This window comes from Roseateles sp. GW823-FHT07B05, from assembly GCF_058794515.1.
This window is the reverse complement of record NZ_JBXAGX010000004.1, coordinates 314,323-339,653: the sequence shown is the minus strand read 5'-3', so window position 1 is coordinate 339,653 and position 25,331 is coordinate 314,323. Positions and strand designations below refer to the sequence as shown.

Here is a 25,331-nt window from a genome sequence, read left to right as displayed (position 1 = left end):
GCCGAGCGCCGGGCCGCCCCAAGCCGGCCCGCATCCCCTGGGGGGATCGTCCGGCGTACCCGCCGGACGAGGGGCTCCGTGACTGCGGCGCAGGAAGCTCTCGCGGTTGCCGATGGACTTGTTCTTGCCCGACAGCCGTCTATCGATGATTTGCTGAAGCGACATCAGGCGACTCGCTTTCTCAGCTGCTCTTGCGCACCCTCAAGTACCACTCGCACAACAGCCGCACCTGCTTGGCGGTGTAGCCCTTGTCCACCATGCGCTGCACGAAGTTCTCGTGCTTCTTGGCGTCCTCGGCGCTGGCCTTTGCGTTGAAGCTGATGACGGGCAGCAGCTCCTCGGTGTTGGAGAACATCTTCTTCTCGATGACGGTGCGCAGCTTCTCGTAGCTGGTCCACAGCGGGTTCTTGCCCGCGTTGTTGGCGCGCGCCCGCAGCACGAAGTTGACGATCTCGTTGCGGAAGTCCTTGGGGTTGGAGATGCCCGCGGGCTTCTCGATCTTCTCCAGCTCGGCGTTCAGCGCCGCGCGGTCGAAGACCTCGCCGGTGTCGGTGTCGCGGTACTCCTGGTCCTGGATCCAGTAGTCGGCGTAGGTCACGTAGCGATCGAAGATGTTCTGGCCGTACTCGCTGTAGCTCTCCAGGTAGGCGGTCTGGATCTCCTTGCCGATGAACTCGGCATAGCGCGGCGACAGCTGCTCCTTGATGAAGCCGACGTACTTTTCTTCGAGCTCCTTGGGGAACTGCTCGCGCTCGATCTGCTGCTCCAGCACGTACATCAGGTGCACGGGGTTGGCCGCCACCTCGGCGCTGTCGAAGTTGAAGACCTTGGACAGGATCTTGTAGGCGAAGCGCGTGCTGATACCGCTCATGCCTTCATCGACGCCGGCGTAGTCGCGGTACTCCTGGTAGCTCTTGGCGCGCGGGTCGGTGTCCTTGAGGTTGTCACCGTCGTAGATCTGCATCTTGGAATACAGCGACGAGTTCTCGGGCTCCTTCAACCGTGTCAGCACGGCGAACTGGCTCATCATCTTCAGCGTGCCGGGCGCGCACTTGGCCTCGGCCAGCGACGAGCCGCGGATCAGCTTCTCGTAGATCTTCACTTCCTCGCTGACGCGCAGGCAGTACGGCACCTTGACGATGTAGACGCGGTCCAGGAATGCCTCGTTGTTCTTGTTGTTGCGGAAGGTCTTCCACTCGCTCTCGTTGCTGTGCGCCAGCACGATGCCGTCGAAGGGGATGGCGCCGAAGCCTTCGGTGCCCTTGTAGTTGCCTTCCTGCGTGGCGGTCAGCAGCGGGTGCAGCACCTTGATGGGCGCCTTGAACATTTCGACGAACTCCAGCAGCCCCTGGTTGGCCAGGCACAGGCCGCCGGAGTAGCTGTAGGCATCGGGGTCGTCCTGCGCATACGTCTCGAGCTTGCGGATGTCGACCTTGCCGACCAGCGAGCTGATGTCCTGGTTGTTCTCGTCACCCGGCTCGGTCTTGGCCACGCCGAGCTGCTTGAGCACGCTGGGGTAGCGCTTGACGACCTTGAACTTGCGGATGTCGCCGCCGAATTCGTCCAGCCGCTTGACGGCCCAGGGCGACAGGATGCGGTTGAGGTAGCGGCGCGGAATGCCGTAGTCGCGCTCCAGCAGCGGGCCGTCTTCAGTCGGATCGAACAGGCCCAACGGGCTCTCGTTCACCGGCGAGCCGGCGATGGCGTAGAAGGGCACCTGCTCCATCAGCGTCTTCAACCGCTCCGCGATGGAACTCTTGCCGCCGCCCACCGGGCCCAGCAGGTAGAGGATCTGCTTCTTTTCCTCCAGCCCTTGTGCAGCGTGCCTGAAATAGGACACCACCTGCTCGATGGCTTCTTCGAGCCCGTAGAACTCGGCGAAGGCCGGGTAGATCTTGATCGTCTTGTTGGCAAACAGGCGCGACAGCCGCGGGTCGTTGCGCGTGTCCAGCATCTGCGGCTCGCCGATGGCTTTGAGCATGCGCTCGGCGGCCGTGGCGAAGGCCAGCGGGTTTCTCTTGCATTCGGCGAGGTACTCCTCCAGCGTGAGTTCCTCGACCTTCGTGCGCTCGTAGCGCGCGGCGAAGTGGCTGATGACGTCCATGTCGATCTCCTGCGGTATGAACTCCACAGGGCCACAGGCACGATCCGTGCCCGAGGGGCTGGGGGGTTCTGATCGCGCCTCAACTGCAAGGCGTCATCAGAACTCTCCAATCGATGTTCTGGCCGTCAGCTTGGGGCCGACGCGACGGGACCATCTCAAGAATAAGCCGATGCCAACCCACCAACAATTCCGCTCGCGTTCTCGTTGACAGGTGCGACCCAGCATACGCCCGGCCGGGGGGCAAGACCTGCCACTTACATGGCAAACCACACATTCAAGTTGGGTTTGACGCCGCCATGAAAACACGTGTGCCAGCATGGCCTCGGGTTCTTCCGCGCGCGGCTCGCAGGCAGCCTTGGCTAGGATGATGAAAGCGGTTTCACATTTCATGCAAACCGGCTTTGCTTCTTCATCCCGCGCGCCATGCCCGATCGACACCTGCTCACCGCTCTCGCCCTGTCTCTCGTCGTCGGGTTTGCCGCCGCTGGTCCCGAGGGTCAGGCCCCGGCAGCCGCCGCGGGCATCACCGTGCGCGGCACGCAGATCGCCGGCCCTGACCAGGACGACCGCGGCGAGCCCGACTGGCTGGCCCGCATGAACAACTGGCGGCGTGACCCCACGGCCACGCATGCGGCCTGGCTGCAGGCGATGCAGCAGTGGCGCCGCGAGCAGCACCAGCGCCTGGGCTACGACGACGCGCAGTACCGCCGCCCCGAACTGCAGTGGACGCAGCGCAGCTTCGTGCAGCCGCAGGTGATGGTGGAAGACCGGCTGCTGTACGACCCGGTCAAGCGCGTCTACACCGTGAAGCGGCTGCTGGACGACCTGCGCCAGCGCTACGGTGGCATCGACAGCGTGCTGCTGTGGCCGGTGTACCCCAACAGCGGCGTGGACGACCGCAACCAGTGGGACTTGCTGCGCGACATGCCCGGTGGCGTGGCGGGCGTGAAGGCCATGGTGCAAGACTTCCAGCGCCAGGGCGTGCGCGTGTTCTTCCCCACCATGCCGTGGGACGTGGGCACGCGGGACGAACGCCGCAGCCAGGCCGAGGCCACATTGGAACTGCTGGCGTCCGTCGGTGCCGATGGCGTCAACGGCGACACCATGGCCGGCCTGCCGATCGACTTCCTGCGCGCCGCGCAGGCCCGCGGCGTGCCGATGGCGCTGGAGCCCGAGCTGCCGCTGCAGGACGACGCGATGCTCGCCTTCAACACGCTGAGCTGGGGCTACTGGGAGACACCCTTCGTGCCCCTGGTGAGCAAGTGGAAGTGGCTGGAGCCGCGGCACCTGGTGCATGTGTGCGACCGCTGGGCGACCGACCGCCATGAGATCCTGCAGGCGGCCTTCTTCAACGGCGCGGGCATCCAGAGCTGGGAGAACGTGTGGGGTTGGTGGAACGGCATCACGCCGCGCGATGCGGCGGCGCTCAAGCGCATTGCGGGTGTGTACCGCGGCTGGCCGGCGCTGCTGTCCAGCGCGGGCTGGGAGCCGCATGTGCCCACGCGCCAGTACGGCGTGTACGCCAGCCGCTTTCCCGGCGACACGGCCACGCTGTGGACCATCGTCAACCGCAACGATTTCGCCGTGGGCGAGCTGCCGCTGACCGTGGCGCACGAGCCCGGCGCGCGCTACGTGGATGCGTGGAACGGCCGCGAGTTGAAGGCCGAGATCGGCGCTGACGGCCGCGCCACCGTCACGCTGGTGCTGGAGCCGCGCGGCTTTGGCGCGCTGGTGCAGCTGCGCAGCGCCGACGCCGTGGCCGCGGCCCAGCCGGTGCTGCAGGCGCAGCGGGAGCTGGCCGAGAAGCCGCTGGCGTCGTACTCGCGCGAGTGGAAGCCGCTGCCGCAGCGGCTGGTGCCCCAGGCGCCCACGCCGCGCGTGAAGGCCGCGCCCGCCGGCATGGTGACCGTGCCGGCCGCTGCGGCCTACGACTTCCGCGTGACCGGTCTGCAGATCGAAGGCGAGAACCGCCCCGGGCTGGACGTGCAGTACCCCTGGGAGAAGGTGGCGCGGCGCGAGCATGTGCACCGCATGGCCATCGCGCGTTTTCACATCGACGTCCACCCGGTCACCAACGAGGCCTTCGCGCGCTTCGTGCAGGCCACGGGTTATCGGCCGGCGGACGACCATCACTTCCTGGCCCACTGGCAAGGCGGGCAGCCCATGCCGCAAGACCTGAAACGCCCGGTGGTGTGGGTGGGCCTGGAAGACGCCCGCGCCTACTGCCGCTGGGCCGGCAAGCGCCTGCCGCACGAGTGGGAATGGCAGTACGCCGCGCAGGGCACCGACGGCCGGCGCTACCCGTGGGGATCAGACTGGCGCGACGACCTCGTGCCGCCCGCGCACACCGCGCGCAGCCTGCCCACGCTGGCCGAGGTGGGCCGCTACCCGCAGGCGGCCAGCCCCTTCGGCGTGCAGGAGCTGGTGGGCCCACCTGTGGCAGTGGACGGACGAGTTCGAGGACGACCGCACGCGCGCCGCCATCGTGCGGGGCGGCAGCCCGTACCAGCCGCAGGGCGCGTCCTGGTACTTCCCCAACACACGCCGGCTCGACCAGCACGGCAAGCTGCTGCTGATGGCCCCGTCGAAAGACCGCTCGGGCCTGATCGGCTTCCGCTGCGTGGCGGACGCCACGTGAGGCCCGCCTAACGAACACGGGGGCTCAGCCCTCGCGGCGCAGCTTGTCGAGGATGCCCGAGAGCGCGTCCAGCGAGTCGAAGTGGATGGCCAGCTCGCCGCTCTGGCCGCCCTTCTTGGTGCGCTTCTTCACGCGCACTTCCACGGTGGCGCCCAGCGCGTCGGCCAGCTCTTCCTCCAGGCGCAGCACGTCGCGGCTCTTGTCGCCCTTCACGCGCAGCAGCGGGGCCTGGCGCGCGGCGCCCTGCGTCTTGGCGACCAGCTTCTCGGCCTCGCGCACGCTGAGCTTCTTCGCGGCGATCTCGCTGGCGGTGGTGATCTGCGAGGCGCCGTCCAGCGGCAGCAGCGCGCGGGCGTGGCCCATGTCCAGATCGCCGGCCATCAGCATGTTCTGCACAGGGGCGGCCAAGTTCAGCAGGCGCAGCAGGTTGCTGGCGGCGCTGCGCGAGCGGCCCACGGCCTGCGCGGCCTGCTCGTGCGTCAGGCCGAACTCGTCGGTCAGGCGCTTCAGGCCTTGCGCCTCTTCCAGCGGGTTCAGGTCTTCACGCTGGATGTTCTCGATCAGCGCCATCGCGGCGGCCGATTCGTCGGGCACCGCCTTCACCAGCACCGGCACCTCGCGCAGGCCGGCCAGCCTGGCGGCACGGAAGCGCCGTTCGCCGGCAATGATTTCGTAGCTGACGCCGCCGCTCGGCGTGATCGGGCGCACGAGGATGGGCTGCATGATGCCCTGGCCCTTGATGCTCTCGGCCAGCTCGTACAGCGAGCCCTCGTCCATGCGCGTGCGCGGCTGGTACTTGCCGGCCTGCAGCTGCTCCAGCTTCAGCGTGCTGGGCGTGCCGTCGCGTTCCGCGGGCGCGGGGGTGTCGCTGACCTTGGGGCCCAGCAGGGCTTCCAGGCCGAGGCCGAGGCCTTTGGGTTTCTTCGTTGCCATGGGCGCGGATTGTCCTTCAGGGCTTCGCGAGGCTTTGCAGCAGTTCCCGACCCTCGGGCCAGTCGCCCAGGCCCGAGTCGGCATTCAGGTGGCCGCGCGGCCCGGCCATGACGACGCTGCTGCCCCAGTCCGCCGCCATCTGCGCGCTGCGCTCGGCGGCGCCGAAGGGGTCGTCGCTGCTGATGACGGCGATGCTCGCGAAGGGCAGGCGCCGGCGGCGGATGGGGCGCCAGTTGTGCAGCTGCGGCGGCGTGTCCTCGCGCTCGGTGTCGGGCGGGGCGACGAGCAGCGCGCCCGCCACGCGTGCCGTGTGCTGCGAGTGCTCGGCCCAGCTTGCCACCAGCTGGCAGCCCAGCGAATGCGCCACCAGCACGGCGGGGGCGTCGTCCTGCAGCAGCACCTCGTCCAGCCGCGCCATCCAGTCGCCGCGACGCGGCCAGTCCCAGTCGTGCTGTTCCACGCGCTGGTCGCCGTGCAGGCGCTCCCAGCGGCTTTGCCAATGCTCGGGGCCGGAGTTCTGCCAGCCCGGCAGAAGCAGTACACGCGATGGATTCATGGTTTGCCCTTATCCTTTGCGGCTCGATTTTCAGCGGTTGGAGCAGCGGCGATGACGTTCAAGGTGTTTGTGGATGGCCAGGAAGGCACGACCGGCTTGCGGATTCACGAGTACCTGGCGGCCCGCACCGACATCGAGGTGCTCAAGATCGACGCCGACAAGCGCAAGGACCCCGCCGAGCGCTCGCGCCTGCTGAACGCCGCCGACGTGGCCTTCCTGTGCCTGCCGGACGCCGCGTCGCGCGAGGCGGCCTTCATGGTCAACAACGACCGCACCTGCCTCATCGACGCCAGCACGGCCCACCGCACGGCGCCGGGCTGGGCCTTCGGCCTGCCGGAGCTTGCCCGCGGCCAGCGCGGCGCCATCCAGGCCAGCAAGCGCATCGCCAACCCGGGCTGCCACGCCAGCGCCTTCATCCTCGCCGTGCGCCCGCTGGTGGACGCGGGCCTGCTGCCGCGCGAGGCGGCCGTCAGCGCCACGTCCATCACCGGCTACTCGGGCGGCGGCAAGAGCATGATCGCCGAGTACGAGCAGCAGCCGCTGCCCGCGCACCTGCAGGCGCCGCGTCCCTACGGCCTGGGCCTGAAGCACAAGCACCTGCCGGAAATGATGGCGCACACCGGGCTGGCCGCGCCGCCGGTGTTCATGCCCATCGTCAGCAGCTTCTACAAGGGACTTGCCGTCAGCGTGCCGCTGCAGCTGAGCCAGCTGAAGGCCGGCGCCACGCCCGAGCAGATCCACGCCGCGCTGGCCGCGCACTACGACGGCGAGCGCTTCATCCGCGTGATGCCGCTGCGCGACGCGGCGACGCTGGAGACCGGCTTCTTCGACGTGCAGGCCTGCAACGACACCAACCGCGTGGACATCTTCGTGTTCGCATCCGACACGCAGGCGCTGGTCATTGCGCGGCTGGACAACCTCGGCAAGGGCGCCAGCGGCGCGGCCGTGCAGAGCATGAACGTGCACCTGGGCGTTGAGGAAACAATGGGGTTGGTCTGACGATTGCAGAGAGGGTCAGTCGGTACTACGGTCCTCTTTGGTACGCCCGTCAAGCGCACGACGGGCCCGAGAGACTTGCTTAAGCAAAGACGGCTCAGTGTGTGAGCCGAATCGTTGGATGGCATCGTAGTAAGCCTGGATTTCTTCATCTCTGCGATTGAGCATTCCCAGGGCAACACCCTTGTTGACTAAGGCCTTGGCGACCGGTTCCAGTAGATACAACTCAGTGCGTGAGCCGAACCGCTTGATGACGTCGTCATAAGCCTGGACTTCCTCCTCGATGCGATCGAGTGTTTCAAGGGCGAAGCCCTTGTTAACCAATGCCTTGGCGACCTGCTCCAACAGAGGCGATTCGGTGCGTGAGCCGAAGCGCTGGATGACGTCGTCATAGACCTGGGTTGCCTCCTCGCTGCGGTTGCCCTTTCTAAGGGCGACACCCTTGTTGATTAAGGCCTTGGCGACCTGCTCCAGTATGGGCAACTCAATGTGTGAACCGAAGCGCTGGACGACGTCGTCATAGACCTGGGTTGCCTCCTCGCTGCGATTGAGTGTTTGAAGGGCGAAGCCCTTGTTAACCAATGCCTTAGCGACCTGCTCCAACAGAGACGATTCGTAGCGTGAGCCGAAGCGCTGGATGACGTCGTCATAGACCTGGGTTGCCTCCTCGCTGCGGTTGCCCTTTCTGAGGGCGACACCCTTGTTGATTAAGGCCTTGGCGACCTGCTCCAGTATGGGCAACTCAGTGTGTGAGCCGAAACGCTTGATGATGTCGTCATAAGCCTGGATTTCCTCCTCATTGCGATTGAGCGTTCCAAGAGCGAAGCCCTTGTTGAACAGAGCCTTTGCGACTAGCTCGAGCAGAGGCAGCTCGGTGCGTGAGCCGAAGCGCTGGATGACGTCGTTATAGACCTGGGTTGCCTCCTCGCTGCGGTTGCCCTTTCTAAGGGCGACGCCCTTGTTGATCAAGGCTTTGGCGACCTGCTCCAGTATGGGCAACTCAGTGCGTGAACCGAAGCGCTGAATGATGTCGTTGTAAGCCTGGATCCCCTCCTCACTGCGGTTCAGGCGCACCAACAGCCAAGCTCTCAAGACCTGCCAACGCGTAAGAGCCACCTCGTCAGTTTCCAGCTGGACTGCTTCATTGAAGAAGTACAGCGCCGCTTCGTAGTTCTGCTCGTTGATCGCCGCATTGCCACGGCTGGCCCAGTCCTTTCCGCTGTACTCGGCCTCGGGCTTTTGGCGCAGGTCGGCAACAGCTATTTGCATGGCGTTCGCCTGTGCTTGCGGTAACGTGACAGTGGAGGAATCGTTGTCGAGCAGGCGCTGCGAGTTGGCGTCGATGGCCTCCTCAAACGCCTTGGCCCGCGCATGGACTTCCGCGTGACGGGCAGCCATACCTTGGCTGGCTTGGTGGGCCTGTGCGTCTAGATCAGCCTGGAGCGCGCGAGCCTGAGAAGTGAGCCGGTCGAGTTCAGCCTGCAACTCGGCCTTATGGCTTTCAAGCCAATCCCGAGCTGTGTCTTCGGCGCGTCGCGTGCCCGTGACGAACGAGAGGAAACCTACGCCAACCGCAATCAGCGTGATCAGGATGCCCAGGCCCGCCATGATGAGACCGGCCTGGGTCAGCCAGGTGTTCACCGTCTCGATGCGCCTGTCGATGCCATCGACCTTCGCCGCGGCGGCCTGAATCTGCCCCTGCATTTCCTGCCGGAGGATCTCCTGCTTGAGCGGCGTGGTTTCTTTGAGCGTGGCGAGGTCTTGCTCGACGGTGTCCAGCCGCTTTGTGTCCTGCGTCGCCGATGCGGGCGGGCAGACGGTCAGCCACAGGGCCAGTGCCAGCATGCCAAGCGGCTTGCTGGTCAACGATGAGCGGGGCGCCGCTGACGAGGATGTAGCGCCTTCGCGCATGGCTCTTCTCCCTTTTCTGTGAGCCGACCCGTTCGGGTGTCCGCACTCTAATGGCTTCACTGCTTCCTCTTGTCAAACCGACCCTCAACCGTTTGATGCTGACAATCGTGGCGTTGCGCGGGAGCGCGGCGTCGCGATACTGCGGGCCGTCTTGATGAAGAGGCCCGACCGTGAGCACCTCCGGCAGAGCGAAGAAGAGCAGCCCACCATCGCCCGCGCATGAGCGGCTGCTCGAAGCCGTGCACATCGCCAGCCCCGGCGACGCGCTGGGCCTGACGCTGGCCAGCGTGGACGCGCGCTCGCGCCAGGGCATGGCCCAGCAGGCGCTGCGCTGGACCTACGTGCTGCGCTCCCGCCAGCGCTGGGTGCGCGAAGCCAAGGTGCGCGAGCAGCACCAGGCCGACGCCGCCGCGACGCTGGCGCAGCTGGGCCTGGGCGCGGATGGGCTGGAGGCGCTGGGCGACGCGGGCATGCTGGTCGTGCGCGTGCCCTACCAGCACGAGGCGCTGTGCTGGGAGGGGCGCGTGTTTCCGTGGGAGTACGTGCTGGCCGCCGCCACGCGCGAGCAGCGTCGCGCCGCCGCCGGGGGGCCGCGGCCGCTGACCGTCATCCGCGAGCTGCAGGTGCAGCACGAGGTGGAGGGCCGCTGGCAGCCGGTGCCGCGCGAGGCGGTCGTGTTCCCCGCCTGGCCAGACTTCCGCGTGCTGTTTGTCAACACGCTGCCCAGTGAGCTGGGCGAGCGCTGGACGGTGGAGGCCGAGCTGGCCAACCTGGCGCGGGCGCTGCCGGCCGGCGTGCCCGCGCCACGCGTGCTCAGCCACCCCAGCCTGGACGAGCTGGTGGCCGAGCTGACGGCGCGGCCGCCGCAGCTGCTGCACTTCGCCGGCATGGACAGCCACCAGGGCCTGCGCGAGCTGGTGGCCGCCCAGGGCGACGCGGCGGTGGTGGAGGTGGCCGGCGTGGTGTGCCGCGCGGCCGACGTGATGGCCGACCGGCAGCGCCTCGTCGACGGGCTGCTGCTGCGCGGCAGCCACGGCGTGCCGCAGCTGGTGCCGGCGCAGCAGCTGGCCCACCGCCTGGCCGCTGCGGGCGTGCCGGTCTACCTGGCCACGTTCAACGTCTGGAACAGCGCGGCGCGGCTGGCGCCCATGCTGGTGGCCGAGGGCGCGGCGCGGGCCGCGCTGGGCTTCCAGGACGCCTTCGACGACTCGCTGGCCGAGTACGTGCTGACGCAGCTGCTGCGCCAGCTGTTCGACGGCGGCTTCGACCTGCCCGACGCCTTCGCCCGCGTGTGGGGCGAGGTGCGGGCGCTGCCCGAGTCGGTGGACGCGACCGGCGTGACGCTGTGGCTGGACGGCCCCGTGTTCGTCGACCCGGCGACGCGCGCGGCCCACGAGGCACAGGGCCGGCGGCTGGCGGCTCAGGCGGCCGAGATCGCGCGGCCGGCGCCGGCCTCGGCCGCGGTGCGCTGCGAGATCGAGCCCTTCGCCGAGCTGAACTATGCGGTGCTGCACAACGCGCAGCCGCTGTTCAGGCGCTTCGTGCTGAGCTGCGAGCGCTTCCAGGAGGCGGCGCCGCTGGACGTCAGCGTGGCCGTGCACATGGGCGCGGAGGTGGCGCGCTTCCAGCGCCGCGTGACGCTGCGCCAGGTGCGCGAGAAGCTGACCGACAAGATCCACGTGCCGCTGACCGCCGAGGTGGCGCGCAGCGTGCACGAGGCCATCAACACCAGCCTGCATGTCTGCGTGCGCCAGGGCGGCGACGTGCTCTACGACGACAGCCACCGGCTGCGCCTGCTGCCGGTGGACCAGTGGCGCGACAACCGCCGCGATGGCCGCTGGCTGCCATCGTTCGTGCTGCCGCGGGACCCGGCCGTCGTGGGCGCCGTGGCCCGGGCGCAGCGCTACAACCGCGTGCTGCGCGACGACCCGTCGGCCGGCTTCGAGGGCTACCAGTGCGTGCCCGAGAACGCCGTCGACGAGGACGCGCTGCGTGGCGTGGACCGGCAGGTCGAGGCGATCTGGGCCACGCTGCTGCACGACTGGCAGCTGGGCTACGTGAACCCGCCGCCCAGCTACAGCGGCGAGCTGGACTCGCAGCGCCTGCGCGTGCCGTCCACCGTGCTGGCCGAGCGCGCCGGCACCTGCATCGACCTGGCGCTGCTGTTCGCGGCCTGCCTGGAGCTGGTGGACATCTACCCCGTCGTCTTCCTGCTCGACGGCCATGCGCTGCCCGGCTGGTGGCGGCACCGCAGCTTCCAGCAGGAGTACCAGCAGATGGGCGCGGCCAGCTATGGCGAGGCGGTGCAGGGCGATGCCGGCGGCAGCGCGGCGGCCAATGCGCAGGCCGTCAGCTGGCATGCCGGCAAGGCCAGTTGGGCCGAGGTGCGGCGGTGGATACGCGAGCGCAAGCTGGTGCCCATCGAGACGGTGCGGCTCACCGAGCATTGCGGCTTCATCGAGGCCATCGAGGCCGGCGTGCAGGCGCTGTCCGAGCGGGCCGACTACGACTCGATGCTGGACATCGTGACGGCGCGCCAGGCGCAGGTCACGCCGCTGCCGTTGCTCCGGGAGGCGCCATGAGTTCGCACACCTTGTGGGCCGAGGCGCGTGAGCTGTTCACCGCGCCGGCCGCGGCGCCTGCCGAGACGGCCAGTGCCTCGCTGCAGCAGCGCCGCCGCCGCGGCTTCGAGTCCGGGGACGGGCGTGCCGCCGTGCGCCTGCTGCGCGACGACGACGGCCTGCTGCACTGGGTCTATGAGCCGCCCGCGGCGCCACGGGGCGGCGGCGCGACGCGGCGCAGCTGGCGCGCCGTCGGCGTGGATGCGAACGACACGGTTGAGCGCATTGCGTTCCCCGAGCTGGGCCGCAACGCCGTCACCGACGCGCTGCAGAAGCTGGACGTGCGGCTGAACCCGACGCTGGCCGGCCTGCGCCCCACCGACGGCCTGCGCCGCTGGGATGGCGCGCAATGGGCGCCGCTTGCTGCCGGGGAACTGGCCGCGCTGCAGGGCCGCGTGCTGGTGCTGGTGCATGGCACCTTCAGCCAGAGCGCGATGTACGCGAAGGAGTTCGCCGCCACGGCCGACGGCCAGGCGCTGTTCGAGCGGCTGACGCGTGCCGGCGGCGCCTATGCCGCGGTGCTGGCGTTCGACCACCCGACGCTGTCCGTCGCACCGTGGCTGAACGCGCTGGCCCTCAGCGACGCGCTGGCCGGCTGCGCGGCCGAGCTGGACTTCGTGGGCCACAGCCGCGGCGGTCTCGTCATCTCGTGGCTGCTGCGGCTGGCGCCCGCGCTGCCGGTGCGCCAGGCGCTGTTCGTCGGCTCGCCGCTGGCCGGCACATCGCTGGCCGCGCCGGACAAGCTGCGCCAGGCGTTGGACCTGCTGGCCAGCTTCGCCGATGCCGTGGCCGAGACCGCATTCCAGGCCGGCAAGGCCGCGCCGCCGGGCCTGCAGCCGCTGGCGCTGGGCGTGAGCGGCCTGGCCTGCGTGCTGGGCAAGGTGCTGGCGCTGGGCGCGCGCACGCCGCTGGCCGATGCCGCCGTGGGCCTGGTGCCCGGGCTGCTGGCACAGGGCCGCGTGGCCAACAACCTGGAGCTGGCCCAGCTGTACCCGCTGCCCTGCGGCGCGGACGTGCGCGCCATCGGCGGCAGCTTCATGCCGGCGGAGGTCAACCAGCCGCTGTGGAAGCTGTGGCAGCGGGTGACGAACCTGAAGGGCCAGGCGATGTACTACGGCGCGGACCTGATCTTCGACCAGCCCAACGACCTCGTCGTCGACAGCGCGTCGATGAACCGGCTGGGTGACGCGACGCTGGCCGCGCCGCAGTGGGAAGACCTGGGCGTCAGCGCCGAGACCCACCACACCAACTACTTCCAGGACCTGCGGGTGTTGACCTGGCTGGACCGGCGGCTGCGGTGAATGGTGACGTCAGGGCGGCGCGGCCGGGCGGGTAAGCTGGCTGGGCGCGGCCGTGTTGCCGCCGATCAAACCTGTATATCCATGCACATCGTCAAGCATCTCGTCGCATCCATCGCCATCGTCGTGCTGTCTGGCGCCACGCTCGCGCAGCCGGCGCCGTCCAGCGAGGTGTTGTTCACCCAGCTGAAGGCGCTGGCGCCCGCCGGCAATGCTGAGGTGCAGTACCACCTGGGCATGTTCCTGAACAACGGCATCGGTACCGCGAAGGACAACGCCGCAGCGTTCCAGCAGTTCTCCGCCGCCGCGGCGGCCGGCCACCCGCTGGCGGCCTACAAGGTGGGCTGCTACCTGGCCGGCCAGTTCCCGGGCGTGGTGCCGCTGGACCCGGACGAGGCGCTGAAGTTCAAGCTGCGCGCCGCCGAGGCCGGCTACGAGCTGGCCCAGCAGGACGTTGGCATCGCGTACGCCAAGCGGGGCGATGCCGCGAATGCCCGGCTGTGGCTGGAGCGCGCGTCCCGGCAGGGCAGCCTGCCGGCCACGGCCTACCTGGCGCGCGATCTGTCTGCCGACCTGTCGGCCGACAAGACCAAGGGCTATGCGCTGCTGCAGCTTTTGAAGGCGCGCATGCCCGCGCCCTCGCCGGAGGTAACCGAGCGCATCGCGAAGCTGGACGCGCAACTCTCCGACGGCGAGAAGGCCGTGGCCGCCACACTGCGCGCCAGCTGGGTGACGGGCGAGACGCCGCTGACGCAGCAGGCCCGCAGCGGGACCCGCGCGCTGCCGGCGCTGATCGCGTCGCTGGAGCGGTGACGCGGGCGGCTACTGCGCCACCAGCTCCACCCTTCGGTTCTTCGCCCGCCCGGCCTCGTCGCCATTGCCCGCCACCGGCGCCAGCGAGGCCAGGCCGCGGGCCGTCAGCCGCCTGGCGTCGACCTTGTACGGCGCCGCGGTCAGCGCCGCGACGACGGCCTGGGCGCGGGCCAGGCTGAGCTTCTCGTTGGCCTCGAAGCCGCCGACGTTGTCGGTGTGGCCGACGATCCAGGCCTTCAGCGCGGGCTGGCTCTTCAGCAGCTCGGCCATCGCGTCGAGCTGGGCCTGGGACTCGGGCTTGAGCTCAGTCCTGCCGGTGTCGAAGAACAGCCCCGTCAGCGTGACGCGGCCCTCCGCCGCCAGGCCGGCCTGCAGTGCGGCGGGGTCGACCGTCACCTGGCCGGTGGCCATGGCCTTGGGCTCGATGACCTGCACGTAGGTGGCGACCAGGCCGGTCGTCGCGTTGGCAGCCAGCGACGTGTAGAGCAGCACGGTGGCTTGCTGGCCCGGCTTGCCCAGCGTGCCGACGAGCATGCGGCCGTCGTCGTGGGCCAGCGCCGAGGTCAGGCTGTAGCGGCTGCCGGTCGGCGTGTCGACGTCGCCCTTGGCCCAGACGAAGCCCTTGGTGGGCTGCAGCTGGCGGGTCCAGGCGAAGTAGAGGTCGCTGCAGTCGCGCTCGCAGACGAAGCGCGGCTTGAAGCCGGCGGCGTTGAGCGCCTGCTGGTAGTTGCGCCAGACCTCCAGCGCCGCCTTGCCGCGCGGCGCGATGTAGACGGTCTGCGTGACCTTGCCTTCGAGCTCGACCAGCTCCTTGAACTTGTACTTGTCGGCCTTCTGGTATTCGGGCGCGGCGGGCACGGCGGCGGCGTCCCAGTCGGCCACGCGCTGGCCGGCCAGCCAGGAGCCGGCGAAGCGCTTGATGAGCGGATGGTCGGCGGCGCCGGGCAGGTCCGTGCCCGGCGCGGCGTGGGCGGTGAAGGCGGCCAGCAGCAGGGCGGCCAGCAGAGAGCGGTGAAGCATGGGCATCCTCGGGGCGACGGGGTTACTGCAGGACCATCTCGACACGGCGGTTCTTCGCACGCCCGTCTTCGGCGGCGTTGGACGCCACCGGCGCGAAGTTGGCGACGCCGCGCGCCTGCAGCCGGGCGGCCGCGATGCCGCGCTGTGTGAGCGCCGCCACCACGGCCTTGGCGCGGCCTTCGCTGAGGGCGAGGTTGGCGTCGATGGCGCCGACGTTGTCGGTGTGGCCGACGATGAGCACCTTGAGCGCCGGCTGGGCCTTCAGCAGCGCGGCCATCTGGTCCAGCTGTGTGGCGCTGTCGGGCTTGACGTCGGTCTTGCCGGTGTCGAAGAACAGGCCGTACAGGGCCACCTTGCCCTCGGCCTGCAGGCCTTGGCCGATGGCCTTGGCGTCCACCGTGACCTGGCCCGTGGGCATGGCCTTGGGCTCGACGATCTCGACGTAGGTGACGGCGCGGTTGGTGTGCTCGTTGGACGCCATGGACGTGAACAGCAGCAGGTGCAGCGTGCGGCCGCCGCTGCTCAGCGTGCCCACCGTCATGCGCGCCTGGTCGTAGGTGATGGACATGGCCAGCGGCCAGGCGCTGCCGCGGTGCTGGCCACCGGCGGCGGGCAGGTCGCCCTCGGCCCACTGCATGCCCTTGGCGCGCTCGTAGCCGTCCAGCGCGAAGTAGGCCTTGGTGCAGCCCTGGGCTTCGTTCTCGCAGCCCCAGGCGGGCTTGAAGCCGGCGGCGGCCAGCGCCTGCTGGTGGTTGCGGTAGACCTCCAGCGGGCTCTTGCCCAGCGGCGACAGGTAGAACAGCCGCGTTACCTTGCCTTCCAGCACGACGGGTCGGTTGAACTTGTCGTTCTCGGTCTTGGACACGCCGCTGGCGTCGGGGAAGCTGCGCTGGTCCCAGTCCTGCTGCGCGTAGCCGACGAGCACGCTGCCGGTGAAGCGCTTGAGGACGGGGTGGTCGGCGCTGCCGGCCACGTCGGCCTTGGGGGCGTCGGCGAAGGCCGGGGTGGCGAGCGTGGCGGCGGCCAGCGTGAGGGCGGCGAGGGCGGTGCGCAGGGGCGTCATGAGCAGCCTTGTGTTCCGAGGAGGGCGATGGTGCCGCCGTCAACGCAGCGCGCTGGCTCGCCGATGGCCTTCAAACAAGGGACGGTGGGCCGCCGGCGGCGCCGTTTTTGTAGCCAGACGTAAGCCGCCGCTGCACGGCCTGACGGCAGGGCAGCGCGTCAACCCGGCCGGGACGCCAGCAGGTAGCGCAGCTCGGTGCAGGGTTCGCCGCGGAACTCGGTGGCCACCGTGGCGATGCGAGTGGCGCCCAGCCGCTCCAGCAGCCGGATACAGGCCGCGTTGCGCGCATCGGTCTGCGCGTGGATGTGCCGGACGGCCGTCTGCTCGAACACCTGCGCGATGGCCGCGCGCACCGCGGCGCTGGCCAGCCCCCGGCCCTGCGCGGCGCGGGCGAGGCTGAAGCCGAACTCGGCCTCGCGGCCGTCGGCGCTGACGTGGATGCCCAGGTCACCGATCAGTTGGCCCGTCAGGTCATCGGTGATGCCCAGCTGCGTCCACGTGCCGGGCTGGAACAGCGGGCCAGCGGCCATCTCTTCGAGGAAGGCCAGCGCCTGCGCGTCGGTCTGCGGCTGCCAGCCCTGCCAGCGGCCCACCTCGGGGTCGTGGCGGTAAGCCTGGAAGTCGGCCAGGTCGGCGGGGCGCAGGCGCCGCAGCATCAGCGGTGCCCGGCCGCCCGTAACCGCTGATCGCCCCCTCGGGGGGCAGCGAGCATCGCGAGCGTGGGGGGCCATGAGCTCATGTCAGCACCGCCTCCGGGCTGCGGTAGTGGTAGCGGTAGACGAACACGAAGCCCAGCCGCGCGTAGAGCCGCTGGGCGACGGCGTTGTCGCTGCCCACCTGCAGGTAGGCCTGGCGGGCGCCTTGCCGGTGGGCGAGGGCCAGCAGCGCGCGGCACAGGCGCTCGCCGTGGCCTTGCCGAGGTGCGGCGGAGGCGATGTCGTACAGGCCGACGAGATCGCCGTCGACGACCATCTGCCCGCAGGCCAGCAGCGCGCCGGCGGCGTCGTTCAGCGCAAAGCCCTGGTACGTCACCGGCGCGGTCGCGATGCGTTCGGCATGCGCGGCGATCGCGGTGTCGGACGACCCGCGCAGCCCGCCGACCAGGGCGGCGTAGGCGGCGGCATCCAGCGGCTGCAGCGCGGCGGGCGTGGAGTCCGGTGTGAGGGTGGCCAGCACCATCACGTCGGCAGCGTCGAACGCGCCCCAGCCCTTGGCAGCCAGGCGGGCATCGAGGTCGTCCGGCTGGCTCCATGGCGTCACGCGCACGGCCAGCGGCAGGCCGGCGGCGTCGTAGGCGCGCTGGCAGCGTGCCAGCAGCTCGTCCAGCGGCAGCGTGCCCTGGCGCAGCGCATTGATGCAGCGCGAGCGCTTGGCCTTGCCGGGTGACAGGCGGATCAGCCAGCCGTCGACGTCGGCTTGCTGCGGCGGGGCGGAGGCGTCCAGGCCGGCGAGTTCGGCGCGCAGGGCGAGGGTGCTGAGCGTTGCGTTCATTGGAACAGCCCGCGGGCCTTGAGGACGCCGCGCTTCTTGGCTTCGAAAAGCTCGGCCAGTGGCGTGCCTTGGCGGCACACGGCGAGGCCTTTGCCGTGAAGCCAGTCCGACGGCGGAAACCATTCGTTGAGCTCGTCTGCCGGCAGATTGGGCAGCGGCTCGATGACGGGCTTCTTGAACGCGATGGGCCGTGCCGTACTCGGGCCGCGGCGCGTCGGATGCTCGAACCGGTCCGCCGAACCGCAGGCCGCCCAGTCGCCGTCCACGGTTTCATAGACCGGGTAGTACTGGTACTTCTCATGCACCCACGTGCCGTCATCCCGGCGCGACGCGAAAAGCAGCACGTGCTCGTAGTTGGCAAAGGCCGGCCAGCCGTAGTGGTCGAAAGCGTCGAAGCGGAGGGTGGCGTTGTCGTACTGGCCGTAGACCATCTTCAGCACCCGATATTCGGCATGGAAGGCCGCGTTCGGGATTTCGAAGCAGACGAGAGCCGTGCCGTCTGTCCGGGTTTCGACCGGCTGCTTGCATTTCGACGGCGGCTTGAATTCCTCCACGCTGATCTTCTGGCCGACGAAGGCGATGAAGCGGTCGGCCGCGGGTTCGCCGGCGTGGGCCATCGAGGCGATGAACGCCAGCGCTGCGCAGAGGCGCCTGCTCCAGGGGTGCATGGTGGTCATGGTTGAAGCAGCAGTGCCGGTTGCCGCCACAGGCAGCGCCATTCCGGCAGCGACACGCCGCCGAACGGGCCGGTCATGCCGGGGTCGATGAACTCTGCGCCCAGCCGGGCGTAGAAGCGCTTGGCGGCTTCGTTCTGGTCCAGCACCCACAGGTGCAGCGGCTGCGTGTGGGCCGGCCCCAGCTCGCGGACGACGGCCTGCAGCAGCCGGCGGCCGAGGCCGCCGCCCTTGAGGTCCGGGTGCACGTGCAGGTTGTCGACCAGCGTGCCGCAGACCGGGTCGTGGCCGGGCAGCACGTAGGCGAAGCCGATCATGTGGCTGGCAGCGTCCTCGGCCACGATGCCGAAGGCGGGTGCCGTTACCGGGCCTTGCAGCCGCTCGCGCCAGACGGCCTGGCGCTCGGCGAAGACGTCGTGGTCCAGGAAGCTGTCCGGCACGATGCCGCGGTAGGCGCTGCGCCAGCTGGTGGCGTGGAGGAGGGCGACCGCGTCGGCGTCGGCCGGGGTCATGGGGCGCAAGGACGAGGCGCTCATGGCGTGGCGTAGGTGCGGTAGGTGATGTCGATGCCCTCGCTGCGGCCAGCGGACCGGATCAGGCGGGAACCCGCAGGGTAGGCGATGTCGAGTTGCTTCTCCGACAGCCATTGAAGGCGGATGAGGCTGTCCCGCATGGACAAGCGGGAATCCACACCCGAGCCCAACGAGACGGCGAAGAATCCGCGCGGAAGATCGTCGCTGTCGACTCGCCGCTCGGGCGTCGGGATGATCGCCACCTGGCGAGAAAAACCGGTCGTTGCGCCGCAGTCGATTTCGTAGACGACGGCCGTGCGCCATCCACGAGGCGATTGCACCTCGGCGAAGACAGCCGTCGTGCAGAGGTCGCCCGGAAGCAGTCGATCCAGCAGCACGGTACAGCCGCCGATCAACACGACGATGGTCAGTGCGGTCCAGCCAAGTACAGGCTTCCAGCGCATCAGGCCGCCGTGTTCACCGCATCGTCTCGATCCGCTTCACCATCTCCTTGGCGAAGTCGACAAACGCCTGGGCGCCCTTGGAGCTGGGGTCGAACACCACGCCGGGCAGGCCGTAGCTGGGCGCCTCGGCCAGCCGCACGTTACGCGGGATGACGGTGTCGAACACCTTGTTGGCGAAGTGGGCCTTGAGCTGGTCGCTGACCTGCTGCTGCAGCGTGATGCGCGGGTCGAACATGACGCGCAGCAGGCCGATGATCTCCAGGTCCGGGTTCAGGTTGGCGTGGATCTGCTTGATGGTGTTGACCAGGTCGGTCAGCCCCTCCAGCGCGAAGTACTCGCACTGCATCGGCACGATGACGCCGTGCGCGCTGCACAGGCCGTTCAGCGTCAGCATGGACAGCGACGGCGGGCAGTCGATGAGGACGAAGTCGTAGTCCTGGCCCACTTCGGCCAGCGCGGCCTTCAGACGCGCCTCGCGGCGCTCCAGCGCCACCAGGTCCACCTCGGCGCCTGCCAGCTCGCGGTTGGCGCCCAGCACGTCGTAGCCGGCCTTCTCGGCATGGGCCTTGGCCTCGGCGATGGAGGCGGACTCCAGCAGCACGTCGTAGACCGTCATCTCCAGCTTGCGCTTATCGATGCCGGAACCCATGGTGGCGTTGCCCTGCGGGTCCAGGTCGACAACCAGCACGCGCTGGCCGATCTGGGCCAGGCCGGCGGCGAGGTTGACGGTGGTGGTGGTCTTGCCGACGCCACCCTTCTGGTTGGCGATGCAGAAAATCTTGGCCATGGCTGGGGTTCCGGGAGCAGCCGGCATCGTACCGGGCGGAGGGTAGGCCCCGCCTCGGGCGCGACCCGTGAAATCAGTTCAGCGGGGGCGCATCCAGACGATGCAGCGCTGCGCGTCCAGGCCCGGGACGGCCAGTTGTTCCACGTGAAACACATCCACGTCCGCGGGCAGGGCGGCGATCTCGTCGGCGGGGTGCTGGCCCTTCATGGCCATCCACACCGCGCCTTCGGCCAGCAGCTGGCGGGTGAGGCTCGTGAAGTCCACCAGCGATGCGAACGCGCGGGACGTGATGACGCCGAACGGCTCGGTCGTCAGTTGCTCGACGCGACTGTGCACGCCGTGCAGGTTGGGCAGCTTCAGCTCGGCGGCGACCTGCTGGATGAAGGTCGCCTTCTTGGCGACGGCGTCTACACAGGTCACGTCGGTACCCGGGCAGCAGATGGCGATGACCACGCCGGGCAACCCGCCGCCGGCGCCCACGTCCATCAGACGGGCCGGCGCGCCGTGGCGCAGCAGCGGCGGCAGGGCCGACAGGCTGTCGATCAGGTGGTGGCTCAGCATCTGCGCCGGGTCGCGCACGGCGGTCAGGTTGTAGACCTTGTTCCACTTCTGCAGCAGGGCCAGGTAGGCCAGCAGCTGGTCGAGTTGGGTGTCGCTGAGTTCGAGACCGAGTTGGGTGGCTGCCGCCTGGAGCGTGTCCCTCATGCCGCTTCCGCCTCGGTGAAGCCCTTGAACTTGCCCTTCTTCAGGTGCACCAGCAGCAGCGAGATCGCGGCCGGCGTGATGCCGGAGATGCGCGAGGCTTGGCCCAGTGTCTCGGGGCGGTGCTTGTTCAGCTTCTGCCGCGCCTCGAAGGAGAGGGCGTGCACGAGGCCGTAGTCAAGCTCCTCGGGCAGTTTCAGGTGCTCGAAGTGCGCGGCGCGGGCGACGTCGTCGACCTGCTTGTTGATGTAGCCGGCGTACTTGGTGCTGATCTCAACCTGCTCGGTGACGAGCGCCGCCAGCTCTTCGCCCAGCTCAGCATTCAACGTTTCACGTGAAACACCGGCCTCGGGGCGGGCGATGGCCGCCACTTCGGCCACCGTGTCGAACACCACGCCGGGCCGGCGCAGCAGGTCGACCAACGTGTACTCGCGCTCAAGCGCCTTGCCGACGAGACGTTCCGCGTCCGCCGCCGGCAGGATGCCCGCGTGGACCCAGGTGCTCTTCAGCTTCTCGGTTTCACGTGAAACAGCATCGCGCTTGCGGTTGAAGGCAGCCCAGCGCTCGTCGTCCACCAGGCCCAGATGGCGGCCCACTTCGGTCAGGCGCGCATCGGCGTTGTCCTCGCGCAGCTGCAGCCGGAACTCGGCGCGGCTGGTGAACATGCGGTAGGGCTCGGTGACGCCCTTGGTGATGAGGTCGTCCACCAGCACGCCCAGGTAGGCCTGGTCGCGCGCCGGCGTCCAGGGGCCGTCGCCGCGGACTTGCAGCGCGGCGTTCAGGCCGGCGAACAGGCCTTGCGCCGCGGCTTCCTCGTAGCCGGTCGTGCCGTTGATCTGGCCGGCGAAGAACAGGCCCTGGATGACCTTGGTCTCGAACGAGGCCTTGAGCCCGCGCGGGTCGAAGTAGTCGTACTCGATGGCGTAGCCCGGGCGCAGGATGTCGGCGTTCTCCAGGCCGGGGATGCTGCGCACCGCGGCCAGCTGGATGTCGAAGGGCAGGGAGGTGGAGATGCCGTTCGGGTAGAACTCATGCGTCGTCAGGCCCTCGGGCTCCAGGAAGATCTGGTGCGAGTCCTTGTCGGCGAAGCGGTTGACCTTGTCTTCGATGCTGGGGCAGTAGCGCGGGCCTACGCCCTCGATGACGCCGGTGAACATCGGGCTGCGGTCGAAGCCGCTGCGGATGATCTCGTGCGTGCGGGCGTTGGTGTGCGTGATCCAGCACGGCACCTGCTGCGGGTGCATCTCGCGGTTGCCGATGAAGCTGAACACCGGCACGGGCGTCAGGTCACCCGGCTGCGCTTCGCACTTGCTGAAGTCGATGGTGCGGCCGTCGATGCGCGGCGGCGTGCCGGTCTTGAGCCGGCCTTGCGGCAGCTTCAGCTCTTTCAGGCGGGCCGACAGCGACACGGCCGGCGGGTCGCCGGCGCGGCCGGCGGCGTAGTTCTGCAGGCCCACGTGAACGCGGCCGTCCAGGAAGGTGCCGGCCGTCAGCACGACGGCGCGGGCGCGGAACTGGATGCCGGCCTGCGTGACGGCGCCCACCACGCGGTCGCCTTCCACCATCAGGTCGTCCACGGCCTGCTGGAACAGCTGCAGGTTGGGCTGGTTCTCCAGCCGGCGGCGGATGGCGGCCTTGTAGAGGATGCGGTCGGCCTGGGCGCGGGTGGCGCGCACGGCCGGGCCCTTGCTGCCGTTCAGGATGCGGAACTGGATGCCGCCCTCGTCGGTGGCCAGCGCCATCGCGCCGCCCAGCGCGTCCACCTCCTTCACGAGGTGGCCCTTGCCGATGCCGCCGATGCTGGGGTTGCAGCTCATCGCGCCCAGGGTCTCGATGTTGTGGGTCAGCAGCAGCGTCTGCGCGCCCATGCGCGCCGCGGCGAGCGCCGCTTCAGTGCCGGCATGGCCGCCGCCGACGACGATGACGTCGAATTCCTTGGGGTAAAGCATCTCTGTTCCATTTCCGCATGTCGGGCCGGGCGCCGGGCCGCTCCCAAGCCGGCCCGCTCAGGCGATGTGCCTGCCGGTCGATCCGGCGGGCATCGCCGTCCCCTCGGGGGACCGGCCAAGGTACTCCTTGGACGAGGAGCGCCACCTTGCCTGGGCGAACCGCGAATTTTACGAAGGGCCTGTGGACAAGTCACCCGGCATCGTGGGTGACCGTGGTGGAATGCCGGGCATGCCGCTGCCCGCCGACCCCGCCCTTGCCGCGCTGGCCGACCTGGCGCGGCGGGCGCCCGCGATGCAGGTGCCTGCCGGCACCCGGCTGTTCGACGCCGGCCAACCCTGCCCTGGCTTCCCGCTGGTGGATGCGGGCAGCGTCAGCGTGTCGCTGCTGGCGCCGGACGGCCGGCGGCTGGAGCTGTACCGCGTGGAGCCGGGCGAGGTCTGCGTCGTGTCCGCCACCTGCCTGTTCGCCCACCGCGCGGCCACGGCCAGCGGCGAGGCCCGCACCGAGACGGCGCTGCGCCTCATCAGCCCGGCGGACTTCGAGGCCTTCTGCGAGCGCGACCCCGTGCTGCGCCGCTATGTGATGGGCCTGATGGCCGAGCGTTTGGCCGACCTGATGGCGCTGGTGGAGGCCGTGGCCTTCCAGCGGCTGGACCAGCGCCTGGCCGCGCTGCTGTGCGCCCGCGGCCCGCGCCTGCTGGCCACGCACCAGCAGCTGGCCGACGACCTGGGCACCGTGCGCGAGATCGTCAGCCGGCTGCTGCGGCGCTTCGAGCGCGATGGCTGGGTGAGCCTGGGGCGTGAGCGCGTCGACGTGACCGACGCGGCGGCGCTGCAGCGGCTTTGCGCGGCGTCAAGCGCTGTGTGACCGTGGTCACCGACAGGCGGGGTGCGCCGGCCGACGATGACGGCATCACCACCCGAAGGAGTGCCTCATGTTCAAGACCAACGTCGGCGGCCTGGACCGCGCCGCCCGCCTCAGTGCCGGCCTCGTGCTGCTGGGCCTCGCGGCCACCGGCGTCATCGGCGCCTGGGGCTGGCTGGGCCTCGTGCCGCTGGCCACCGGTCTGATGAGCAGCTGCCCGCTGTACTCGGTGCTGGGCGTCAGCACCTGTCCGGCCAAGGGCTGACGCATCCGCGGCGGACAATGCCGCCATGGACTGCCGCCCCCACTGCGCCGCCTGCTGCATCGCGCCGTCGATCAGCTCGCCCATCCCCGGCCATCCGCAGGGCAAGCCCGCCGGCGTGCGCTGCGCGCAGCTGGACGACGAGCTGCGCTGCAAGATCTTCGGCCGCCCCGAGCGGCCGGCGGTGTGCGGCTCGCTGCAGCCGCACGAGGACATGTGCGGCGCCAGCCGCGAGCAGGCGATGCGCTGGCTGGGCTGGATGGAGGAGCAGACGGCGCCGGCCGCCAGCCCGCCGGCACACGGCTTGTCACCTTGACTCCCTAGGTCGTTGGGCGCCGCCACCTGGCCGGCCTCCTAGACTGCCGCGCCGCGCCCATGGGCCGGCTTGTCAGACTCAGGGAGCCCCATGAAATTCCATCAAGGCCTGGCCGCCGTCGCCATGCTGCTGGGCGCGGCCGTCGCGCACGCCCAGTCCGTCGAGCTGCGGCCCTATCCGCGCGCCCAGGAGCTGGGCCGCTACGACAACCCGCTGGAGGCCGGCGCGCTGCCGATCTCGCCGCCCGAGCGCGCCAAGGGCGGGAACGAGAGTCGCTGGCGGCTGCCCTACGAGGGCAAGGTTGCCATGCAGCAGTACAAGCATCCGGCCGACGACAGCCCACTGCTCATCGCACGCCATTACGCCGGCCAGCTGCGCGAGCAGGGGTTCGAGCTCGTCACCATCTGCGATATCCCCTGCACCTCGCCTTCCGGCAGCGCGGACGTGTCCATCTATTGGTCCCACGAGCTGGACCCGGCCAAGCGGCTTCAGTACAGCGCCTTTGGCGCCCGCGGCATGTACCTGATGGCCCACCGTGCCGATGCCGTGGTGGCCATCCGCGTGGGTGCCTATGCGGATGGCTATGCGTCCGTCGTCAAGACCGTGACCACCCCGCAGCTGGACCGCGCGCCGCTGTTGGCCTACGTCGAGCAGCAGAAGGCCCCGGCGGTGGCCGATGCCCCGCTGCCGCCCCCGCCCGGTCGCGCGGCCGCCAATGCGCCCGGCGTTCAGAGTGTGGCGCCCGCCGACGTCAGCGCGTGGGTGCGGCAGAGCAAGGGCTGGGTCGTCGTGCAGCTCAGTTCGTACGACCCGGGCTGCGGCTACTGCGTGCGCTCGAATCCTGCCTTCAACGCGTTGGCCGCGGCCGAGGCGCCGCAGGGCACGAGCTTCGCGCGCGTCGCCTTCCAGCCATGGAAGACGGTGGGGCAGAACGACTTCGTCCGGCAGTTCGGCGTCACCGGCATCCCGGCCTACTTCACGTTCAAGGACGGCCAGCTGATGCGCCGCCAGGACGGCATCGCCGACGAGGCCACGCTGCGCCGCACGCTGCTGGACGGGCTGCGCTGACTCAGCTGCCCGCCAGCCGTGGCCGGTTGCCGCCCCAGCGCGCACGGAAGGCCTGCGCGCGCGGGTGGTCCCAGTACTTGTCGAAGAAGTAGTGCAGCACCGTGTTGGCCAGCGGCTCGATGAACGTGACCGCGCCGGCCACGGTGAGGCTGCCGGTCAGCGCGTAGGTCACCGTGAACGAGGTGCCCAGGTGCAGGATGCCGAAGCTGACGGTCTTGGCCATGGTGTCTATCGCCTGATTGAATCGAATAGTCAAATGCTAATGATTCTCATCGGCGCGGGCCAATT

Annotated in this window: 24 protein-coding genes; 9 read left to right on the top strand and 15 right to left on the bottom strand. The window is 69.5% G+C overall.

The annotated features are described in order from the left end of the window. Positions 1–181: 181 nt before the first annotated feature. Positions 182–2,104: a PrkA family serine protein kinase gene (locus tag AC1Q7O_RS11790; protein WP_492659965.1), complete on the bottom strand. Its 1,923-nt coding sequence runs from the start codon at positions 2,102–2,104 to the stop codon at positions 182–184. A gap of 423 nt (positions 2,105–2,527) precedes the next feature. Here AC1Q7O_RS11790 and AC1Q7O_RS11785 point away from each other — a divergent pair, with 423 nt between their 5' ends. Next, on the top strand, positions 2,528–4,753 hold the full coding sequence (locus AC1Q7O_RS11785; protein ID WP_492659966.1) for an SUMF1/EgtB/PvdO family nonheme iron enzyme: 2,226 nt from the start codon (positions 2,528–2,530) through the stop codon (positions 4,751–4,753). A gap of 13 nt (positions 4,754–4,766) precedes the next feature. On the opposite strand, the gene AC1Q7O_RS11780 is transcribed toward AC1Q7O_RS11785, so the two are convergent. Further along, positions 4,767–5,675, bottom strand: a complete 909-nt coding sequence (locus AC1Q7O_RS11780) for a ParB/RepB/Spo0J family partition protein (protein WP_492659967.1) — start codon at positions 5,673–5,675, stop codon at positions 4,767–4,769. 16 nt (positions 5,676–5,691) lie between these two features. Next, complete coding sequence (locus AC1Q7O_RS11775; protein ID WP_492659968.1) at positions 5,692–6,231, bottom strand: RBBP9/YdeN family alpha/beta hydrolase; 540 nt, start codon at positions 6,229–6,231, stop codon at positions 5,692–5,694. A gap of 51 nt (positions 6,232–6,282) precedes the next feature. Between AC1Q7O_RS11775 and argC the strand changes: the two genes are divergently transcribed. Then, on the top strand, positions 6,283–7,230 hold the full coding sequence (gene argC / locus AC1Q7O_RS11770; protein ID WP_492659969.1) for an N-acetyl-gamma-glutamyl-phosphate reductase: 948 nt from the start codon (positions 6,283–6,285) through the stop codon (positions 7,228–7,230). Between the two features lie 15 nt (positions 7,231–7,245). On the opposite strand, the gene AC1Q7O_RS11765 is transcribed toward argC, so the two are convergent. Beyond that, positions 7,246–9,138 carry a tetratricopeptide repeat protein gene (locus AC1Q7O_RS11765; protein WP_492659970.1) on the bottom strand — a complete coding sequence of 631 codons (1,893 nt, stop codon included), beginning with the start codon at positions 9,136–9,138 and terminating at the stop codon, positions 7,246–7,248. A gap of 170 nt (positions 9,139–9,308) precedes the next feature. On the opposite strand from AC1Q7O_RS11765, the gene AC1Q7O_RS11760 reads away from it, so the two are divergent. From AC1Q7O_RS11760 to AC1Q7O_RS11750, 3 genes are all read left to right on the top strand, one after another. Then, positions 9,309–11,720: a hypothetical protein gene (locus tag AC1Q7O_RS11760; RefSeq protein WP_492659971.1), complete on the top strand. Its 2,412-nt coding sequence runs from the start codon at positions 9,309–9,311 to the stop codon at positions 11,718–11,720. Next, complete coding sequence (locus AC1Q7O_RS11755) at positions 11,717–13,060, top strand: esterase/lipase family protein (RefSeq protein ID WP_492659972.1); 1,344 nt, start codon at positions 11,717–11,719, stop codon at positions 13,058–13,060. Before AC1Q7O_RS11760 ends, AC1Q7O_RS11755 begins: the two co-directional genes overlap by 4 nt. A gap of 81 nt (positions 13,061–13,141) precedes the next feature. Further along, positions 13,142–13,870 carry an SEL1-like repeat protein gene (locus AC1Q7O_RS11750; protein ID WP_492659973.1) on the top strand — a complete coding sequence of 243 codons (729 nt, stop codon included), beginning with the start codon at positions 13,142–13,144 and terminating at the stop codon, positions 13,868–13,870. Between the two features lie 9 nt (positions 13,871–13,879). Here the strand turns inward: AC1Q7O_RS11750 and AC1Q7O_RS11745 are convergent, their stop codons facing one another. From AC1Q7O_RS11745 to mnmG, 10 genes are all read right to left on the bottom strand, one after another. Then, positions 13,880–14,890 (bottom strand): OmpA family protein, encoded by a 1,011-nt coding sequence (locus AC1Q7O_RS11745; protein ID WP_492659974.1) that lies wholly within the window; start codon positions 14,888–14,890, stop codon positions 13,880–13,882. A gap of 22 nt (positions 14,891–14,912) precedes the next feature. Further along, complete coding sequence (locus tag AC1Q7O_RS11740; protein WP_492659975.1) at positions 14,913–15,953, bottom strand: OmpA family protein; 1,041 nt, start codon at positions 15,951–15,953, stop codon at positions 14,913–14,915. A gap of 158 nt (positions 15,954–16,111) precedes the next feature. Beyond that, positions 16,112–16,609, bottom strand: coding sequence for a GNAT family N-acetyltransferase (locus AC1Q7O_RS11735; RefSeq protein ID WP_492659976.1), 498 nt, complete (start codon positions 16,607–16,609; stop codon positions 16,112–16,114). 79 nt (positions 16,610–16,688) lie between these two features. Then, positions 16,689–17,444, bottom strand: a complete 756-nt coding sequence (locus AC1Q7O_RS11730) for a GNAT family N-acetyltransferase (protein ID WP_492659977.1) — start codon at positions 17,442–17,444, stop codon at positions 16,689–16,691. Beyond that, positions 17,441–18,121 (bottom strand): hypothetical protein, encoded by a 681-nt coding sequence (locus tag AC1Q7O_RS11725; protein WP_492659978.1) that lies wholly within the window; start codon positions 18,119–18,121, stop codon positions 17,441–17,443. Before AC1Q7O_RS11725 ends, AC1Q7O_RS11730 begins: the two co-directional genes overlap by 4 nt. Then, positions 18,118–18,654 carry a GNAT family N-acetyltransferase gene (locus AC1Q7O_RS11720; RefSeq protein WP_492659979.1) on the bottom strand — a complete coding sequence of 179 codons (537 nt, stop codon included), beginning with the start codon at positions 18,652–18,654 and terminating at the stop codon, positions 18,118–18,120. The genes AC1Q7O_RS11725 and AC1Q7O_RS11720 overlap by 4 nt, the downstream gene beginning before the upstream one ends. Next, entirely contained in the window at positions 18,651–19,094 is a 444-nt protein-coding gene (locus AC1Q7O_RS11715; RefSeq protein WP_492659980.1) for a hypothetical protein, read from the bottom strand. The genes AC1Q7O_RS11720 and AC1Q7O_RS11715 overlap by 4 nt, the downstream gene beginning before the upstream one ends. A gap of 13 nt (positions 19,095–19,107) precedes the next feature. Next, positions 19,108–19,881 (bottom strand): ParA family protein, encoded by a 774-nt coding sequence (locus AC1Q7O_RS11710; protein WP_492659981.1) that lies wholly within the window; start codon positions 19,879–19,881, stop codon positions 19,108–19,110. A 78-nt stretch (positions 19,882–19,959) separates the two neighbouring features. Then, positions 19,960–20,586 (bottom strand): 16S rRNA (guanine(527)-N(7))-methyltransferase RsmG, encoded by a 627-nt coding sequence (gene rsmG / locus AC1Q7O_RS11705; RefSeq protein ID WP_492659982.1) that lies wholly within the window; start codon positions 20,584–20,586, stop codon positions 19,960–19,962. Next, entirely contained in the window at positions 20,583–22,532 is a 1,950-nt protein-coding gene (gene mnmG, locus AC1Q7O_RS11700; protein ID WP_492659983.1) for a tRNA uridine-5-carboxymethylaminomethyl(34) synthesis enzyme MnmG, read from the bottom strand. The genes rsmG and mnmG overlap by 4 nt, the downstream gene beginning before the upstream one ends. Before the next feature lie 229 nt (positions 22,533–22,761). Between mnmG and AC1Q7O_RS11695 the strand changes: the two genes are divergently transcribed. From AC1Q7O_RS11695 to AC1Q7O_RS11680, 4 genes are all read left to right on the top strand, one after another. Beyond that, positions 22,762–23,400, top strand: a complete 639-nt coding sequence (locus AC1Q7O_RS11695; protein WP_492659984.1) for a Crp/Fnr family transcriptional regulator — start codon at positions 22,762–22,764, stop codon at positions 23,398–23,400. Positions 23,401–23,467: 67 nt separating this feature from the next. Further along, entirely contained in the window at positions 23,468–23,662 is a 195-nt protein-coding gene (locus tag AC1Q7O_RS11690) for a YgaP family membrane protein (protein ID WP_492659985.1), read from the top strand. A 25-nt stretch (positions 23,663–23,687) separates the two neighbouring features. Continuing rightward, positions 23,688–23,975, top strand: coding sequence for a YkgJ family cysteine cluster protein (locus AC1Q7O_RS11685; protein ID WP_492659986.1), 288 nt, complete (start codon positions 23,688–23,690; stop codon positions 23,973–23,975). 90 nt (positions 23,976–24,065) lie between these two features. Further along, a complete protein-coding gene (locus AC1Q7O_RS11680) occupies positions 24,066–25,043 on the top strand; it encodes a thioredoxin domain-containing protein (protein WP_492659987.1) in 978 nt (325 codons plus the stop codon). Position 25,044: 1 nt separating this feature from the next. On the opposite strand, the gene AC1Q7O_RS11675 is transcribed toward AC1Q7O_RS11680, so the two are convergent. Beyond that, entirely contained in the window at positions 25,045–25,266 is a 222-nt protein-coding gene (locus tag AC1Q7O_RS11675) for a DUF2061 domain-containing protein (RefSeq protein WP_492659988.1), read from the bottom strand. Positions 25,267–25,331: the final 65 nt, after the last annotated feature.